Below are 17,348 nucleotides of genomic sequence, written 5' to 3' on the forward strand. Positions count from 1 at the left end.
TTTAGCATCTGCAGCTAGTTTAACTTGTAATGCTTCTGCATCGGCTTTGGCTTTAGCTTCCGCAGCAATTCTTGCTTGTCTTGCTTCTGCATCGGCTTTAACTTTTGCTTCTGCTGCCAATCTTTCTTTTTCTGCTGCTAACGCTGCCGCTCTTTCTTTAACAGCTGCTGCTGCTTTTGCTTTATTTGCTGCATCAGTTGCAGCTTTAGTTTTAGCTGCAGCTGCAGCTTTCGCTTTCGCTTCAGCAGCCAGCCTTGCTTGTAGGGCATCAGAATCTGCTTTAGCTTTGGCATCAGCAGCTATAATAGATTGTAAATCTGCTGCTTCAGTTTTAGCTTTAGCTTCAGCTTTACGTTTTGCTTCTTCTGCATCAGCCTTTGCTTTTGCATCAGCAATTAATTTTTCTTTAGTTTTCTCGGCATCGGTTTTTACTTTAGAATCTGCGGCCAATTTAATTTTTAGTGCTTCCGCATCAGCTTTGGCTTTTGCATCAGCCGCAAGTTTCGCTTTAGCAGCTTCGGCATCAGCCTTAACTTTTTCTGCAGCTGCCAATCTTGCCTGTAATGCTTCTGCATCTGCTTTGGCTTTAGCTTCTGCAGCTAATTTTGCTTTTGTCGCACCATCTACTCTCGTAATTGGTCCGGTTGATTTTTTTGCCATTACTGGTTTTGGTTTAGAAGTATCTATTAAAGAACCTTCATCATCATCACCATAATAGTAATTTGTGTTTTTAAATTTATATGCAATGGTAAACTCATGGGAAGCACCAAGGTTGGTAAAATTCCCGAATCCTCTTTCGTAATTATATTCTATTGCAATACTTTTAGTGATATTAAGACCAAAACCTCCTGAAATTCCATATAACGTATTATAACCTGCTTGAGCCCATACTCCTTGTGGAATGGTAAGTACAGCAAGACCTGAAATTATAGTATTATCCTTTTTTACTTCTGATTTTACAATTGCTGAAAATTTACTTTCATTAAAAAAGCCATAACTATCTATGTATCCTGTATACATTGCGTGCAATTCAATACCTTTTTCCGGGTCATCTTTTACCATTCCCGAACCAAAATTATACAGTACCAGGTTGTTCATCGATACTCCAAAATCAAGAAAAGCTGTTCCGTAATTGATCCCTGGATTTACAGTAAGAAGTGTATAAGAAGGAAAATCATTTCCTATACTGGTATCATCAGATATAATTTTTCCTTTATTTAATCCACTTTTATAAGCTCCAACATTTAGACCAAAGGTCAAATTACTGTCTTCCTGCAAAACAATGTTATGGGCAAAATTGACAACTCCGCCAAAAACAGTCATTAAACCGTAATTTTGTTGAAATAACCCAATTGCATAAGCATCATTTTCTCTTAAACGGCCAGAGTAATTAAATAAATAGGTATTTGGTGAATCATCAAATCCAACCCATTGTCTTTTATTATAAAAACTCACATATGGGTTTTGTTCCCTAACAAAACTGAATGTAGGGTTAATTAAATATCTGTTAAACTTTAAAGAATTTCTAATAGGTAACGAAAACGAAACAACTCCATTCTCATTTGTATCCTGAGAATAGAGTAATTGTATTGAACCGTAAAATAAAGTTAAGAATAGTAAAAATTTCCTCATATTATTTTATCACCGTTATTGATCCTTTTTTTTCACCTGCATCGCCTTGAATGACATAGTAATATACCGGATTTATATTTTTAAAATCTATTTCAGTTTGCGGCCAATCATTTTGATAATTGACAACGTCCAGAACCTTATCTCCATTAGAACTTATAATGATTACTTTAGTCGCATCATTTATATATATATCGGGAATATTCCAATATGGAACATTACCGCTCAATTTAACAATATTTGGAATTACTAATGCATCTGGTACTTCACAATTATTACATGTAACTGTAAAAGGTAACTCTTGTTCAATAACACAACCAGAAGCTTGAGTAATTTTTACTTTATAATCTCCTCTACTGGTTACTGTGTAAGTATTTGAATTGGCGCCTGAAATGGCAGAACTGCCACGATACCATTGATATGTAGGATTTACGGCATCAGTTGTAACAACAACGTTTAAAGTCTCCTGAGCATCAGTATTAATATCATTTGTTTCCGGAACGTTAAGGCTGCTTACAAAACTATTACTCTTCAAATCGATACTTCCTGAAGCTTTACATCCTCCAAAGTCAACATCAACAGTATAAACGCCGGATTCGTTAGTGCTATACGTGCGGCCGGTTACACCTGATATTATATCACCATCTTTTCTCCATACATAACTATTTCCGGAAGTTGCTGTTAAAACAGTGTTCCCTCCATTTGAACAAAAAGGATTTCCTAAACTTGAATCTATAGTTACTGAACCAGAACCGGAAGAACTTGTAACTGTAACTCGATTTGAGCCAAAATTAACGTCAGAACACTGTCCATAATCTAATTCTGCATAATAGTTACCTGCAGAATTAATGGTTACTTCTTTACCGCTTTGACCTGCAATTATTACATCGTCTTTATACCATTTATATTTAATATTAGGATAATTGGCGGGAGATGAATTAATAGTACCTGGAGTAGGGTTATCAACAGAAAGCGTAAAACTCCCTCCGGAACAAATAGTAGCGTTAGCAATTTGATTATTAATTGAAAATGATTTTACATAGTCTTTATAATAAATAGTAAAAGAAGTAACGTTAGCAAAATTTCGTAGTCTTTGGCTATTAACTGTTTTATTACTTTTAATTCTTAAGCTATAATTATCTGAGCCTTTTATTCCGACAGGAATAGCAAATTTTATTGTTTGTTGTGTAGCAGATTGATTGGTTGTTTCCAATTTTGTAGCAAGAATAGGAGAAGCTAAAAAAACTCCATTTTCATCAGTTAATTCTACATCAAAAACAACATCAGCCGGGAAATCAGTATATGTAAAACTTACAAAATACTCATTAAAAGGGGCGTTTCCAACAATATCTCCAGCACAAATATTTATAACATCCAATTTACTTGGTGATATTACCTGTGCAGAAGATTTGGAAACTGTAAATAAAAATACTCCTAAAAAAAGTGAAAATTTTATCAGGGAAAGAGTAGTTTTTTTCATCATATAGTACGAATTCTGGCTAAGTCTATATCTTCAAAAAACAAAATATCAATAAACGTTTCAGAAAAATCATACTTATAATTTTCAATAATATCTTTTGCAAGCGCAGAATAATACGTTATGATTTTTTTTGATGTTTTATCTGATGGTACGTTGGGTTTCGATTTATCAATTCCGGCAGTGACTACAGCAAAGCTATCCTTGGGGATGGATAGCTCTACTATAAACTGTTTAGAATTGTCTAAATTAATTGCAGGCGTAGGTGCCAATGATTGGTTAAGATTTTTTATCGTTAATACCTGATCAATAGCAATAATTGAATTTATAGGTTTTTCAATTTTGCTTTGAGCAAATAAACTTATCGATAAAGGGAAAACCAAAAATGCTGTATAAATAAAATACTTTTTAATATTTGGGGCCATTTTATTTGATCTTTATTTGGGTCCTTTCTAAGACGTATACATAAATTGTCTGGGGACTTTTATTAATAAAAAAATTTACGCTTTTGAAATAAAAATCTAAATTTATTTATCTATTACCGCTTGATGCAGTAATTTTTCCTAATTGAAGTCTGAAATCTGGCTTTTTTGGATTAAAAATATCTATAAAAGTTTCTTTGTTATCACTTTGAGAATATACGTTAAAAAACACGCTATTACCATACCAACTCTCTAAATCTTCATTATTAGAATTGAACTCTGTAAAGATGTTTCCTTTACATAAGTTAAAATACATTTCTTCAAATTTAATTTTCTTAAGATTGGCATCATTAATTTCTGTTTTACTATCTAATAAAACTGCTGGATTAAATCCTGAAATTACGCTGCGTTTTATTTCAAGTGAAGCATTTTCTGCAATATAAATCGCTTCTTTTACTAAACCTGACTGAATATCAGCATTAATATTTTCGCTGTCGTTAAGCATTGTAATATTTGATGCAATAACTAAAGTTTGTTTTTTAGTAAAATCTGTTTCACTTTTTTTCTCGTAAGATGCAACTTCTAAACAACGAGATCCATCTTTATTACTTGATAAATATGAAGATCTTACGGCTAGAGAATTATGCAAACGACATTGTATTCCCTGAGTAAATTTAAAATCATCATTGATAGATTTATAAGAAACTAATTTTGTTGCATTAAGATCTCCACCAAAGAAAGCAAATGAATCTCCCGCAGAATAGCTAACCATTATATTATCTAAAATTGTTTTATTTCCAACACCTGCAAGAGTCAATCCATTGAAACTACCGGCGCCTTTTACTTTTTTACCAGCAAATTCGATTCTGACAAATCTCAAAATCCCTGAATTTCCTGCAGCATTATCACCTCCATAAGTAGTAAGTGTAGGGTCAAGGTCTAAATTATAAGATCCAACATTACCAAATTTATTAATTGGAGCATCGCCAAGAATTACTAAACCTCCCCAGTCACCAGCTTTTTTCTGGCTGCGGTTTGAGGTAAATACAATTGGATCTGTCTCTAAACCATCAGCAATAATTGATGCTCCTTTAGTAACTACTAATGTTCCTTTAGTATCAAAATCACCAATAATTAATGTTCCTGGTTCAATTGTTAAAACAGCGTTATTGGTTACATAAACATTGCCCTGCAAAACATAAACATTCTTCTTAAGTAGTTTTGTGTTTGTAGAAATATTTCCGGCTAAAATTTGGTTAGCTTCTCCATATTCAACTTTGTTAGGCTTAAATTCGGTCCAGTTATTTAACCAATTGTTGTAGCCCATAATTCCTTTCTCTTGTTGAGCACTCATACTGGTAACTGTCAAAAGAATGCAGATAATCTGAGTAAAATTTTTCATGATAAGGGGGTATTAGGGTTAATAATAAATTTGGGTATGCGTAAATTTGGGCATGCGTAAATGAAAAAACTCATTCCGTGTTTCTAAAAAATTAAGAAGACATCGAACGAGTTATTTTTTAATACCCTTTTTTAAAATGTTAACTGAAATTTAATCCATATACGTAAACATTTTAAAAAAGGTTTTAAAAATATCTGAAATTACATTTCATTCAATTCGTTGAATTCATGTAAAGATTTCAATGTTCCTTCGTAAAATAAAATTGCTGCAATTAAATTGGCTTTGTCCGAATATGGCATCATTTTTCTTTGAAAATCAACAGTAGTGTCTAAGAATGTCGTAGTTCCTATAGCTTGATTATCTAAAGCTTTTTTATGTTCATTATCGTCTGGAATACCTAAGTCAGCCATAGTAACACCCGGTTTAGTAACCAAAGCAATATAAGGCAGGGTTTTAACCAATACTTTAATGCGCTCAATGTATAACTCTAATAATTCTCCCTTTTGCATTCCACTCAATTCTTTTTGATCGTGATATTTACGAATAAGAGCTGTAGTACTAATGATACTTCGTGGAGCATTCTTAGCTTGGGCTGAAATTGCCCCTGTAGTCAGTAAAAAAAATACACTTAAAAAAATAATTTTCCCTTTCATAGATTCTTATTAAAAAGTTTGTTGTTGATGAAAACAAAAATATATAAATTAAGTTAATCTGCAACTTTAATATTTTTTTTTTTGAAAAAAAGTCTTAAAAAAAACTTAAAAACAGAATTGAAGTCGGGTAAAATATGAGTTTCACAGCAGTTTTATCAATATTGTTAAAAATTATTCCTGTAAGATTTTTATTTATTTTTCAAGATGAAAACTAATAATTTGTTCAGTATGATAACCAAAAAAAAGCTTGTTTTTGAGCAAATTATTAAAAAACTATTAACAAAAAATTCTTAATATCTCTTGAGAACAATCTCAATGTTGACAAAACTTGCCAGATAAATAACAAACAATTTAAATTTAAATGAACAATTTTATTTGAAAATAAAGACAGAAAATTAAAGTTTAATAATACTATTTTTGACTCACTCATTTTCTTATATCTTTGCTTCATGCAATTTTCACAAATTTTAGGTCAGGATTACATCAAAAGCCACTTGATAAAAAGTGCAGCTTCCGGAAGAATTCCGCATGCTCAATTATTCATTGGGCCGGAAGGAAGTGGCACATTATCAACCGCTATTGCATATGCGCAATATATTTTATGTAACAATACAGGCGATGAAAATACAAATGGAAATGATTCATGCAATCTGAAATTTCAAAATATCTCACACCCCGATTTACATTTTATTTATCCAACAGTAACGACCGAGGATGTTAAAACCAAACCGAAAAGTTTAGATTTTATTCAGGACTGGCGAACATTTATTCAGGAAATGCCTTATGGAGGTTTATTTGACTGGTATAAAATTTTGGGCGTTCAAAATAAACAGGGCGAAATCAGGGTCGAAGATGCGCAGGAAGTTTTAAAATCCCTTTCGTTAAAATCTTACGAAGGCGGTTATAAAATTATGATTATCTGGATGGCCGATAAAATGAATATTGCTGCATCAAATAAATTATTAAAGCTTTTGGAAGAACCTTCAGATAAAACTATTTTTATTCTGATTTCTGAAAACGAAGAAGATATCATACAAACCATACGTTCTCGTTGTCAGGTAATTCATTTTAACGGATTACCGGAAAAAGTAATTGCAGGAGCTTTGGTTTCTCAGGAAAATACAGATCAGAATTTAGCTTTAAAAATTGCACATCAGGCACAGGGAAATTTTAATAAAGCACTTTCTTTATTAAAAGAAGACGATTCTGAATATCCTTTTGAGCAATGGTTTGTCAATTGGGTTCGCGCAGCTTTCAGAGCTAAAGGAAATGCAGCTGCTATTCAGGATTTGATTTCCTGGAGTGAAGAAATTGCTGCACTTGGTCGTGAAAGCCAGAAAAAATTCATTCAGTTTTGTATTGAAATGTTCCGACAGGCACTTTTATTAAATTATCAGGCACCCGGTTTAGTATACATTGAACCGAAAGTCGATAAATTTAAATTGGAAAATTTTGCGCCTTTTGTAAACGGAAACAACATCCATGATATCTTTAAAGAACTTTCTGATGCTATGTATCACATTGAAAGAAACGGAAATGCGAAAATAATTTTGACAGATTTATCCATAAAACTCACACGTTTAATTCATAAAAAATAGTTTTAAAATGAATAATGTTGCCTCAATTTTGCTTTTAGCTTTTTTAGCCTTAACGTTTTTACAATCAGGTTATGAGAAAATTTTTTACTGGAAAGATAATGTTTCCTGGCTTAAAGAACATTTTGCCAAGACAATTCTAAAAAATCAGGTGCCGCTTGCCCTGCTTCATCTTTTAGTTTTAGAATTAATTTCCGGAATTTTATGCGTTGTAGGCGCAATTCAATTACTGCTTAACAGTGGTAGTGAATTTGGTTTTTACGGTGCTGTATTTTCTTGTATTTGTTTGTTAATGATGCTTTTCGGTCAGCGATTAGCCAAAGATTATGATGGTGCAAGAACCATTGTTATATATTTTATTCCTGCCGTCATGGCCGTTTATTGGTTGAATTAAATCAACCGCAATTATTTAAAAAAAAGCCACAGATTTTACTGATTTTAAGATTTTTTTTAATTTTCTACAATCTGTTTAATTAGTGAAATCCGTGACAAAAAAATAAAATTTTATCAAGAAAAATGAATCCAAAACACCCTTCAGAATCTCTGACTATTTTAACCGATTTAGTTTTACCGAGCGAAACAAATCCTTTGAATAACCTTTTTGGCGGTGAATTATTAGCCAGAATGGACCGTGCAGCAAGCATAGCAGCACGAAGACATTCACGTCGAATTGTAGTTACGGCTTCAGTAAATCACGTAGCCTTTAACAGAGCAATTTCACTTGGGAGTGTTGTTACTGTTGAAGCAAAAGTATCACGATCTTTTAAAAGTTCTATGGAAGTTTTTATAGATGTCTGGGTAGAAGACCGCGAATCCGGAAACAGAACCAAAGCCAACGAAGCCATTTATACTTTTGTTGCTGTCGATGATACCGGAAGACCTGTTGAAGTACCGCCAATTGCACCTGTAACCGAACTTGAAATACAACGTTTTGATGCCGCATTACGTCGTAAACAATTAAGTTTGTTATTGGCCGGAAAGATAAAACCCGAAGAAGCAACAGAATTAAAAGCTTTATTTATATCTTAAAAACCTTACTTTTTAAGACACTGAATTTAATTGCTACTTCAAAAAAAAGAAGTATTTTTACAAAATTACAAGCCCATATAAATCTAAATCAGGAAGTTATTCATTTTTCTGATTTGTTTTCAAAAAAAATTATAAAAACTTAGATGAAAGAAAAAGAAAAAGAAAAGATGAGTTCAGAAAAAGATGCCAAATTAAAAGCGCTACAGCTTACGCTTGACAAACTAGATAAAACTTACGGAAAAGGAACCGTAATGAAAATGGGCGACAAAGCCATTGTAGAAGTAGAGACTATTTCTTCAGGTTCTCTTGGAGTAGATTTAGCTCTTGGAGTAAATGGTTACCCTAGAGGAAGAATCATAGAAATTTACGGACCTGAATCGTCTGGTAAAACTACATTAACATTACACGCAATTGCCGAAGCTCAAAAAGCAGGAGGAATTGCCGCTTTTATAGATGCTGAACATGCTTTTGACAGAAATTATGCTGAAAAATTAGGTGTGGACATCGAGAATTTAATCATATCTCAGCCAGACAATGGGGAGCAGGCTTTAGAAATTGCTGAAAACTTAATTCGCTCTGGTGCAATTGATATTGTAGTAATTGACTCTGTTGCAGCCTTAACTCCAAAAAGTGAAATCGAAGGTGAAATGGGTGATTCGAAAATGGGTCTTCATGCACGTTTGATGTCTCAGGCTTTAAGAAAATTAACCGGGACGATTAGTAAAACAAATTGTACCGTTTTCTTCATCAACCAGTTAAGAGAGAAAATAGGTGTGATGTTCGGAAACCCGGAGACAACAACGGGTGGTAACGCCTTAAAATTCTACGCTTCTGTACGTTTAGATATTCGTCGTTCATCTCAAATTAAAGATGGAGAGAATGTTATCGGAAACAGAACAAAAGTAAAAGTGGTAAAAAATAAAGTAGCTCCACCTTTTAAAACTGCAGAATTCGACATTATGTACGGAGAAGGAGTTTCTAAAACTGGGGAAATTTTAGATTTAGCTGTTGAATTTGAGATTGTTAAAAAAGCAGGATCATGGTTTAGTTACGGGGAAACAAAATTAGGACAAGGACGTGATGCAGTAAAATCACTAATTAAAGACAATCCTGAATTAGCTGATGAACTGGAAGCAAAAATTAAAGCACATATAAAAGAATTGGCTAACGCTTAAAACTTTAAAAGTCTTAGAATAAAGACTTTATTTATAACCCCGACAAGTTTTTGAAACTTGTCGGGGTTTATTTTAAAAAAAAACACATTTTTAACGCAACCTTTTTGAAATAACCTCATCTTATAAATTAACATACATAAAATTTAAAATGGTATTGTCATAAGTACCCATTTTTAAAGGTTTTTAAAGTAAATTTGGTTGATTGTTTTAAATAAAAAGCCGTTAGTTTTGTTTTTAGTGCTAACGGTTTTTTATTATTTTTTAAGAATTTTATACTTTTTTACGCAACCTTTTTCATTTTTAATAGTCTATAGTATTATACGTTAACTTGAGTTTGAACAAACTCTTTATTATCAACTGTTAATATTTTTGATCATGAAAGAAAAATTAGAAGTGTTGTTTAATAAAAACCGTAAAAAAACAAAATTAAAATTTAAAAAAGTGTTACGATTTATTTCAGAAAAAATAATTCATCGATAAATTTTGAATATTAAAAGGGGTTTTAAATTCAAAAGAAAACCCGGCATGTCGTCAAACATATGCCGGGTTTAGATTTTTATACAATTTATTAATCCTGATCTGCTTTCTTAAATTGAAGCAATCCTTTGTAAATCAATTGTCTGGTTTGATCACGAAGATCTTTTCTTCTTTCTGCTCCCAGTCCTTTGGTTTCAATAAAAGAAAGTACTTTTACCCGCATTTTTCCAGGACTTCCACTTAAAAAAGTATACGAAAAGCGCTCCTTATTATCGGCAAAAACAATTGGAACAATCGGAATTTGATGTTCAATTGCCAAACGAAAAGCACCATCTTTAAATTCATCCAGCAAAATTGTTTCATCATCAGGGACTCCTCCCTCAGGAAAAATACAAATACTTAATCCTTGATTCAGGCGATTTTGAGCTCTTTTAAAAACTTCATTTTTACTTTTCGAAGAATTTCTATCAACCAAAATACAGGTACGTTTATAGAAAAAACCAAACAAGGGAATCTTCGAAAGTTCTTTTTTTCCAACAAAAACAAATGGATTTCTAACCACAGCCAACATCAGCATAATGTCAGACATTGATGTATGGTTAGCAACAATCATATAACTTTTACCTTTTTCTAATTTTTGCTCACGTTTAGTTTTGTAATAAAAACCCATTCCGAAAAGAATGAATTTTGCCCAGATACGAGCCATTTTAAAAAAATACGGATAGCCACTTTCGGTTATAATAGAAATCAACAAAAATGGCAGCATAATCAATATCGGGATGGCCATTAAGATATAAAACCAAATGCGCCAGATAACCCAAAAAATAATTTTTATTCCTTTCATGGTTTCAAATGTAAGAAATCGGAGGTGAATTTTCATAAAAGAATTAACTTTGCGAATCATAAAGAATACAAATTTGAAATAAACCGACAAATTTTTCATAAAAACATGCAATCTTTGCGGTTAAGAAAACAATAGAATGGCAAAAATACTTACCGGCGTTCAGAGTACCGGAACACCACACTTAGGGAATTTATTAGGGGCAATTATACCTGCAATCGAATTATCAAATAATCCTGCAAACGAATCTTTTTTGTTTATTGCTGATTTACATTCAATTACACAAATAAAAGATGGTAAAACATTAAGAGAAAATACATATAGCACAGCAGCAGCATGGCTTGCTTGTGGTTTAAATCCTGACAAAGTAACTTTTTACAGACAATCTGATGTAGCTCAAACTGCAGAATTAACCTGGTATTTAAGTTGCTTTTTTCCGTTTCAACGCTTGACTTTAGCACATTCTTTCAAAGACAAATCAGATCGTTTAGATGATGTAAATGCAGGTCTTTTTACATACCCAATGTTAATGGCCGCTGATATTTTATTATACGATGCCGAGTTTGTTCCCGTTGGTAAAGACCAATTACAGCATTTAGAAATTACTCGTGATGTTGCTTCACGTTTCAATCATCAAATGGGAGAGACATTTGTAATCCCTGAAGCTAAAATTCAGGAAGACAGTATGTTGATTCCCGGTACCAATGGTGGAAAAATGAGCAAATCGGCCAATAATATTATCAATATTTTCCTGGACGATAAAACACTTCGCAAACAGGTAATGAGTATTGAAACTGACAGCACACCTCTTGAAGAACCTAAAAATCCGGATACCTGTAATGCTTTTGCGATTTATTCATTATTAGCAACTGAAGTTCAGATTGCCGAAATGAGGGCTAATTATTTAGGCGGGAATTATGGTTACGGTCACGCCAAACAAGCTTTGTTTGAATTGATTACAGAAAAATTTAAAACTGAGAGAGAGAAATACAATTACTATATTAACAATCTTGAAGAAGTTGATGCACTCTTAAAAAAAGGGGCAGAAAAAGCTTCAGTTATTGCTGATGGGGTCTTAGAAAGAGTCCGCGAGAAACTTGGTTTCGGAAAATAAAACTATTTTTTAGCCACGAATTACACAAATTTTTGATAATTAAATCGGTACAAATCGTGTAATTCGTGGTAACTTTTTTACTCTAGATAGCCTCAAACAATTTCCCCGGCAAAGGTCTGATTACACCCTTAAGCTCCATATTCAATAGCATTCCTGATATTTTATAGATAGGAAATTCACATTGTAGTGCAATAATATCCAACAATTCTTTTCCGTTTTTAAGCAGATAATCGTAGATTTTTTGTTCCTCTAATTCTAAATCTACAAACAGTTGTTTTTGAACCGGTTTAGATTTGTTTTCGATATCCCAATTGAGCATATAAACCAAATCGGCGGCACTGGTTAATACATTTGCTTTCTGGATTTTTATCAATTGATTACATCCCTGACTGTATTTGTCTGTTACACGTCCGGGAACGGCAAAAACATCACGATTGTAATCGTTTGCCAGATTGGCTGTAATAAGCGAGCCTCCCCTATCTGCTGATTCTATTACGATTGTTGCTTCAGTCATGCCAGCTACTATTCTGTTTCGTCGCACAAAATTTTCTTTGTCAGGATTGGTTGAACTCCAAAATTCGGTTATAAAACCACCATTTTCTTCCATTTTTGACATGTACTTTTTATGTGTTTTTGGATAAATCTGATTTAAACCATGTGCCAAAACGCCTATTGTTTGCAGTTTGTTTTCCATTGCAAACTGATGGGCCACAATATCAACACCATATGCAAAACCACTAACTATTATTGGATCAAGCGGAGCCAGGTCTTCAATTAAATTTTTACAAAATTCTGTTCCGTACGAGGTTATTTGTCGTGTGCCAACAATACTTATTATTTTTCTGTTTTTTAAATTGATATTGCCTGACGAAAAAATAAGAACAGGCGAATCAATACAATGTTTAAGGCGTTCAGGATAATTCTCATCTTGAAAAAATGATGTTTTTATATTGTTTTTTATGATGAATTGAAGCTCCTGATTTGCTTTTTCAAAGACTGATTTATCTTTTATGTTTTTCAGCAATACTGAGCCAACCCCATCTATAGCAGCAATTTGGTTCGTTTTGGTCTTAAAAATTTCTTCGGCACTACCAAAATTTGCTAATAATTTTTTAGCCATAATGTCTCCAACACCTTCCACCCGAAGCAAGGCTAATAAGTAAAATAAATCTTGTTCTGACATGGCGTATATAATTTTTTAAAGGATGATAATTCTTAAAAACAGGATTTGTTTTAAAACGACAAATATATGAATTAGAAGTAAATTCTTTCAAAAATAAAAATTTAAAGATATCTTCGTCGATTTATAAAATTGCTTAAAATATTTAACTTACTGAAAACTAATTGTCTATAAAAACATGTGAATTGTTAATAAAAATTGTGAATAAAATTTTGATAACTATATTGGATGCATAACTTTGTTACTATGAAAATCGAAACTTACATCTCGCAGTTATTGTATCGTTATCAGTGTGTAACGGTTCCCGGGTTTGGAGCATTCTTGTCTGAAACTCAGTCGGCACAGCTTAATGAAAGCACAAATTCGTTTTTTCCACCTAAAAAAATGATCTCTTTTAACAGTCAAATCAAAAACAATGATGGTTTGCTGGCAAATCATATTGCTCATGCAGAAAAAACTTCATACGGGTTTGCCGTAAGTGCAATAGCATTTGAGGTTTTAAGCTGGAAAAAAACGTTGGAAGAAAACGGAATAGTATATTTAAAAAATATTGGTGAAATTGGTTTGAATGAGGATAACAATCTAATTTTCTTTCCAACTGATCAAAACAATTACCTGTCAACTTCTTTCGGATTAAGCCCGTTTATTTCGCCTTTGGTAAAAAGAGAAATTTTCGAAAAGAAAATTGAATCAATCGAACAAGGTAAAACTGCAGCACTATATCCTGAAGAAAGTAAAAAATCTTCAAATTCGTATTTGAAATATGCTGCCGTATTTGTACTGACATTAGGAATTACCGGAAGTATTGGCTACCCTTTATATCAAAATCAAATAGCAACACAAACACTTATAGTTGAAAGTGCTGTTCAGAAAAAAGTACAGAATAAAATTCAGGAAGCAACTTTTTTAATTCAAAACCCTTTACCTGCAGTTACCCTTTCTGTTGATACGGCAAAAACAGATGAAAAATCTATGCTGCCTTACCATATAATTGCTGGTGCTTATAGAAGTGAACGAAACGCAAAAAAAGCATACAATCAGTTAATAAAAAATGGTTACGAAGCCCGAATGCTTGGAGAAAACAAACACGGATTATTCCCGGTTTTATACGGAAGTTATGCCACTATGGCTGAAGCCGAAAATGCCCAAAGAGAAATCCAAAAGGCTGAAAATCCTGATGCCTGGATTTTAATTCAAAAATTATAAAACTTAAAAAAACCTATTCTCAACGAATAGGTTTTTTTATTCTGAAACTATCCTGGCATCCTGAGAAAGTATTACATTCTCTTTGTTATAAATAGTTAAACTTGCTGGGGAAGCTTCTTTTTCTCGCAAGGGTGCAATGTAACATTCATAAAGATATTGTCCTCTTTTGAAATCATAATGGTGATTACCTCCTGTTCCATCAGCAACAAACTTTCCATTAGTTATCACTAAATCAGGCTTTTCACTCATCTTCTGGTTTTGAGACCAGGAAGCATATCTGTAATTTTGATTTCCTAAATCATCAATTCTGATTTTGAATTTAGAAGTAACCAAAACACAAACCGGTTCTTCAAATTTAGCTAAAGAAGAGTGTACAGCATTTTGTTCTGCTTTTATCAGTTTTACTTTCAGGTCACTCTCCAATTTTGATTGGTAATTTATAGCGATCAAACGACCATCTTCATCAATCCACATATCTCCATTATTGAGCATAATTCCACGCCATCCCACTTGTTCCCAATCTTTGGCAGGGTTAGATTTTATGATTTTATCCTTTAGCGTAATATCAAAAATTTCATTGTATCTTTTAATAAATTCTGTTTTGTTTTTAATTACCGGAATCGGATATTCTCTCTTAAATGGATATTTAACCAATTCAGCAACAGCTTCTTTTTTATCTTTTTTTACACAGTCAATAAAATAGATAATCCCTTTTTGATATTCTTTTTTCAATTCCTGGGCGACAACAAAATTTGCTGAAAAAACCAGAAGAAAAAGACATATGATTTTTGATTTCATTTTCATATAAATTAATTATTAATTCGTGTTTTACGTGGAACACTCAGCATTGAAAGTAATCAATTTATACTGGCTTTAAACATTTTCAATTCATCCCAGGTAAATTTGTCACCATGTTTTTCTTTCAATCCATTTAGGGATTCTTCCTGATAAAACTGAAAGGCTTCACGCAGAGCCAATATTTTATCATATGGAAGAACATCAGAAAGTTCGATTTTTTTAGCCTGAATTAATTTAACCAAATGCGTTTCAATAGTTTGCGCGGTAAGTTTTCGAATTCGGGCAATATCCTGAACTGAATTCTTTTCGATCCATAAATCATATGTTTCCTCAACAGTCGTTTTTTTGACAGCTTTTGGTTCATTTTTATCCAGTTTTTTTGAAGTATACCGAATAACCGGTTCATCTGATTTAAAAATGTCTGTATTGGTCATTTTAAATTCTTCACGAATCTTTTCGAGCTTATTTGATTTGAAATTTTTAATAACTGACGAAGTCAATTTTTCTTTGCAGATGGTTTCTCCCGCCACAACAATTTCAATCAATAATTTAGCTTTCATCAATCGTAAAACAGCTTTAGTCTGCAAGTCATCCAGAAAGGCTAATTCTTCATAAAATTCTTTTACTTTTTTAAATTTCTGAATTTCAGCCATTTTTTGTAAAATATCCATAACCAATTTATCCATCGGTTTGAAAAAATAGTCATAAGCTGCCTCTACTCTTTCCTGGACAAAAAACAAATCGACTGTTTCCTTATTAAAAATCTTATTAAGCTGATTAATGAATTTTTGTGAAGGATCTATAAGCTGATCAATCGTTTCTAAACGCTTGTGTGCCCAAATAGCATGTTTGGTTTTTTCAGAGTTTGCAGCATTTTCGTTGTAACTAAAACGATGATTTCGCCATTCCTGAGCCAAGTCTGTCCAATTAAAGCTGTTAATCAAATAGTTATGAATAAAATTCTTTGTTTCGAAGTGTAAAGATTTCTTCAGAACATCATCGGTCGCTTTGTTCAACGCATAGTCCATGACATCCTGGTCATTAGAAATACCATTCATCTGCATCGGAGAAAGCAAAATAAGCCCATTTAAAGATCTTAAACGTGATAATGCAACATATGCCTGTCCCGGAAGAAAAACTTGCGATACATCGAGCGCAGCTTTGTCGAAAGTTAATCCCTGGCTTTTATGCACCGTAATTGCCCACGCCAATTTGATCGGATAATGTGCAAATGTGCCTAAAACTTCCTCCTCTATTTCTTTTGTGAGTTCATTTACTTTGTAACGAATATTTTTCCATTCATATTTCTCTACTTCTATCGTTTTGTTCTCTTCGGGGAAATGCACAAAAATCTCTTCAGGAGAAAGTGACTTGATAACGCCCATTTTTCCATTAAAATATCGTTTTTCAAAAGACAAATCGTTTTTAACGAACATTACCTGTGCACCTACTTTCAGCTTAAGATTTTCTTCGACCGGAAAAATTTTTTCCGGAAAATCACTTACTATAAAAGGCAAATAGGAATACTCTTTTCCGGCTAAATCATTTATTGACTGCTCGTTGATAGAATCTGCTTTGGCATTATGCGTAGTTAATGTGATATAACCCTGATAGTTTTTTAAATCAAAATCCGGTTTTACATATTGGTTCAAAAACTGAATATCCTCAGCTGAAATCTGATTATTACGAAGATTATTCAAAACTGAAATAAAATCATCATCAGTCTGGCGGTAAATTTTAGATAATTCAATGTATAATGGCGGGCTTTGCTGTATTGCATGCGAATGAAAAAAGAATTTCCCTTTATAATAATTTCGCAACGTTCGCCATTCTTCATCACGAATTACTGGCGGCAGTTGCAATAAATCTCCAATAAAAAGCACCTGAACACCTCCAAAAGCATTTGAATTCCTTCGGACAGTCTGCATCATAAAGTCAATTGCATCAAGTAAATCAGCGCGTAACATACTTACTTCATCAATAATCAGTAATTCCATGTTTCTGATTACATTACGCTTTACATTATTCATTTTAAAATGTCTGCGCAATGTTTCCTTATTTTCGAATTTAACCGTCTCAGTAAACTGTGGATTCGCCTCATAAGATGGAATAAAAGCAGAAAAAGGCAGTTGAAACATTGAATGAATAGTAACGCCGCCCGCATTTAAGGCAGCAATTCCCGTTGGAGCTACAACTACTGTGTTTTTATGCGTTGTGTTAATAATTTCGCGTAAAAGCGTAGTTTTCCCCGTTCCGGCCTTACCCGTAAGAAAGATCGACTTTTGCGTCTGATTGATAAATTGTAGTGTATAAGCTGCTGCTTCTGAAACGTTTTGCATTTGGCGTGTAT

General features: G+C 32.9%; 15 protein-coding genes. 6 read left to right on the top strand and 9 right to left on the bottom strand.

The features are described 5' to 3' along the window. The 5 genes from PMI10_RS12200 to PMI10_RS12220 form a co-directional block, all read right to left on the bottom strand. Positions 1–1,632, bottom strand: a 1,632-nt coding sequence (locus PMI10_RS12200) for a PorP/SprF family type IX secretion system membrane protein (protein WP_007808288.1), incomplete at its 3' end; no start/stop codon positions are given. A gap of 1 nt (position 1,633) precedes the next feature. After that, positions 1,634–3,112 carry a gliding motility protein SprC gene (gene sprC, locus PMI10_RS12205; protein ID WP_007808290.1) on the bottom strand — a complete coding sequence of 493 codons (1,479 nt, stop codon included), beginning with the start codon at positions 3,110–3,112 and terminating at the stop codon, positions 1,634–1,636. Then, on the bottom strand, positions 3,109–3,531 hold the full coding sequence (locus PMI10_RS12210) for a hypothetical protein (RefSeq protein ID WP_007808291.1): 423 nt from the start codon (positions 3,529–3,531) through the stop codon (positions 3,109–3,111). The genes sprC and PMI10_RS12210 overlap by 4 nt, the downstream gene beginning before the upstream one ends. A gap of 106 nt (positions 3,532–3,637) precedes the next feature. Next, the gene (locus tag PMI10_RS12215) at positions 3,638–4,930 is read right to left on the bottom strand and encodes a hypothetical protein (protein WP_007808297.1); all 1,293 of its coding nucleotides are present in this window, start codon (positions 4,928–4,930) and stop codon (positions 3,638–3,640) included. Positions 4,931–5,130: 200 nt separating this feature from the next. Beyond that, positions 5,131–5,583, bottom strand: coding sequence for a hypothetical protein (locus PMI10_RS12220; protein ID WP_007808299.1), 453 nt, complete (start codon positions 5,581–5,583; stop codon positions 5,131–5,133). Between the two features lie 449 nt (positions 5,584–6,032). Here PMI10_RS12220 and PMI10_RS12225 point away from each other — a divergent pair, with 449 nt between their 5' ends. The 4 genes from PMI10_RS12225 (at position 6,033) to recA (ending at position 9,382) form a co-directional block, all read left to right on the top strand. Next, on the top strand, positions 6,033–7,181 hold the full coding sequence (locus PMI10_RS12225; RefSeq protein WP_007808303.1) for a DNA polymerase III subunit: 1,149 nt from the start codon (positions 6,033–6,035) through the stop codon (positions 7,179–7,181). A 7-nt stretch (positions 7,182–7,188) separates the two neighbouring features. Continuing rightward, positions 7,189–7,572 carry a hypothetical protein gene (locus PMI10_RS12230; protein WP_007808304.1) on the top strand — a complete coding sequence of 128 codons (384 nt, stop codon included), beginning with the start codon at positions 7,189–7,191 and terminating at the stop codon, positions 7,570–7,572. A 122-nt stretch (positions 7,573–7,694) separates the two neighbouring features. Beyond that, the gene (locus PMI10_RS12235; RefSeq protein WP_007808306.1) at positions 7,695–8,207 is read left to right on the top strand and encodes an acyl-CoA thioesterase; all 513 of its coding nucleotides are present in this window, start codon (positions 7,695–7,697) and stop codon (positions 8,205–8,207) included. Between the two features lie 167 nt (positions 8,208–8,374). Next, entirely contained in the window at positions 8,375–9,382 is a 1,008-nt protein-coding gene (recA, locus tag PMI10_RS12240) for a recombinase RecA (RefSeq protein ID WP_085950285.1), read from the top strand. Between the two features lie 568 nt (positions 9,383–9,950). Here recA and PMI10_RS12245 read toward each other — a convergent pair. Next, positions 9,951–10,703, bottom strand: a complete 753-nt coding sequence (locus PMI10_RS12245) for a lysophospholipid acyltransferase family protein (RefSeq protein ID WP_035631822.1) — start codon at positions 10,701–10,703, stop codon at positions 9,951–9,953. 136 nt (positions 10,704–10,839) lie between these two features. On the opposite strand from PMI10_RS12245, the gene trpS reads away from it, so the two are divergent. Next, positions 10,840–11,814, top strand: a complete 975-nt coding sequence (gene trpS, locus PMI10_RS12250) for a tryptophan--tRNA ligase (protein WP_007808314.1) — start codon at positions 10,840–10,842, stop codon at positions 11,812–11,814. A gap of 82 nt (positions 11,815–11,896) precedes the next feature. Here trpS and dprA read toward each other — a convergent pair whose 3' ends face one another. Further along, positions 11,897–12,997, bottom strand: a complete 1,101-nt coding sequence (dprA, locus tag PMI10_RS12255; RefSeq protein WP_007808317.1) for a DNA-processing protein DprA — start codon at positions 12,995–12,997, stop codon at positions 11,897–11,899. Between the two features lie 243 nt (positions 12,998–13,240). Here dprA and PMI10_RS12260 point away from each other — a divergent pair, with 243 nt between their 5' ends. Beyond that, positions 13,241–14,200 carry an HU domain-containing protein gene (locus PMI10_RS12260; RefSeq protein WP_035631814.1) on the top strand — a complete coding sequence of 320 codons (960 nt, stop codon included), beginning with the start codon at positions 13,241–13,243 and terminating at the stop codon, positions 14,198–14,200. Between the two features lie 36 nt (positions 14,201–14,236). On the opposite strand, the gene PMI10_RS12265 is transcribed toward PMI10_RS12260, so the two are convergent. Further along, positions 14,237–14,998, bottom strand: a complete 762-nt coding sequence (locus tag PMI10_RS12265; protein ID WP_157489820.1) for a hypothetical protein — start codon at positions 14,996–14,998, stop codon at positions 14,237–14,239. Between the two features lie 59 nt (positions 14,999–15,057). Then, positions 15,058–17,337 carry a helix-turn-helix domain-containing protein gene (locus tag PMI10_RS12270; RefSeq protein WP_007808321.1) on the bottom strand — a complete coding sequence of 760 codons (2,280 nt, stop codon included), beginning with the start codon at positions 17,335–17,337 and terminating at the stop codon, positions 15,058–15,060. Positions 17,338–17,348: the final 11 nt, after the last annotated feature.

It is taken from the genome of Flavobacterium sp. CF136 (assembly GCF_000282055.1).
Lineage (GTDB): Bacteria > Bacteroidota > Bacteroidia > Flavobacteriales > Flavobacteriaceae > Flavobacterium.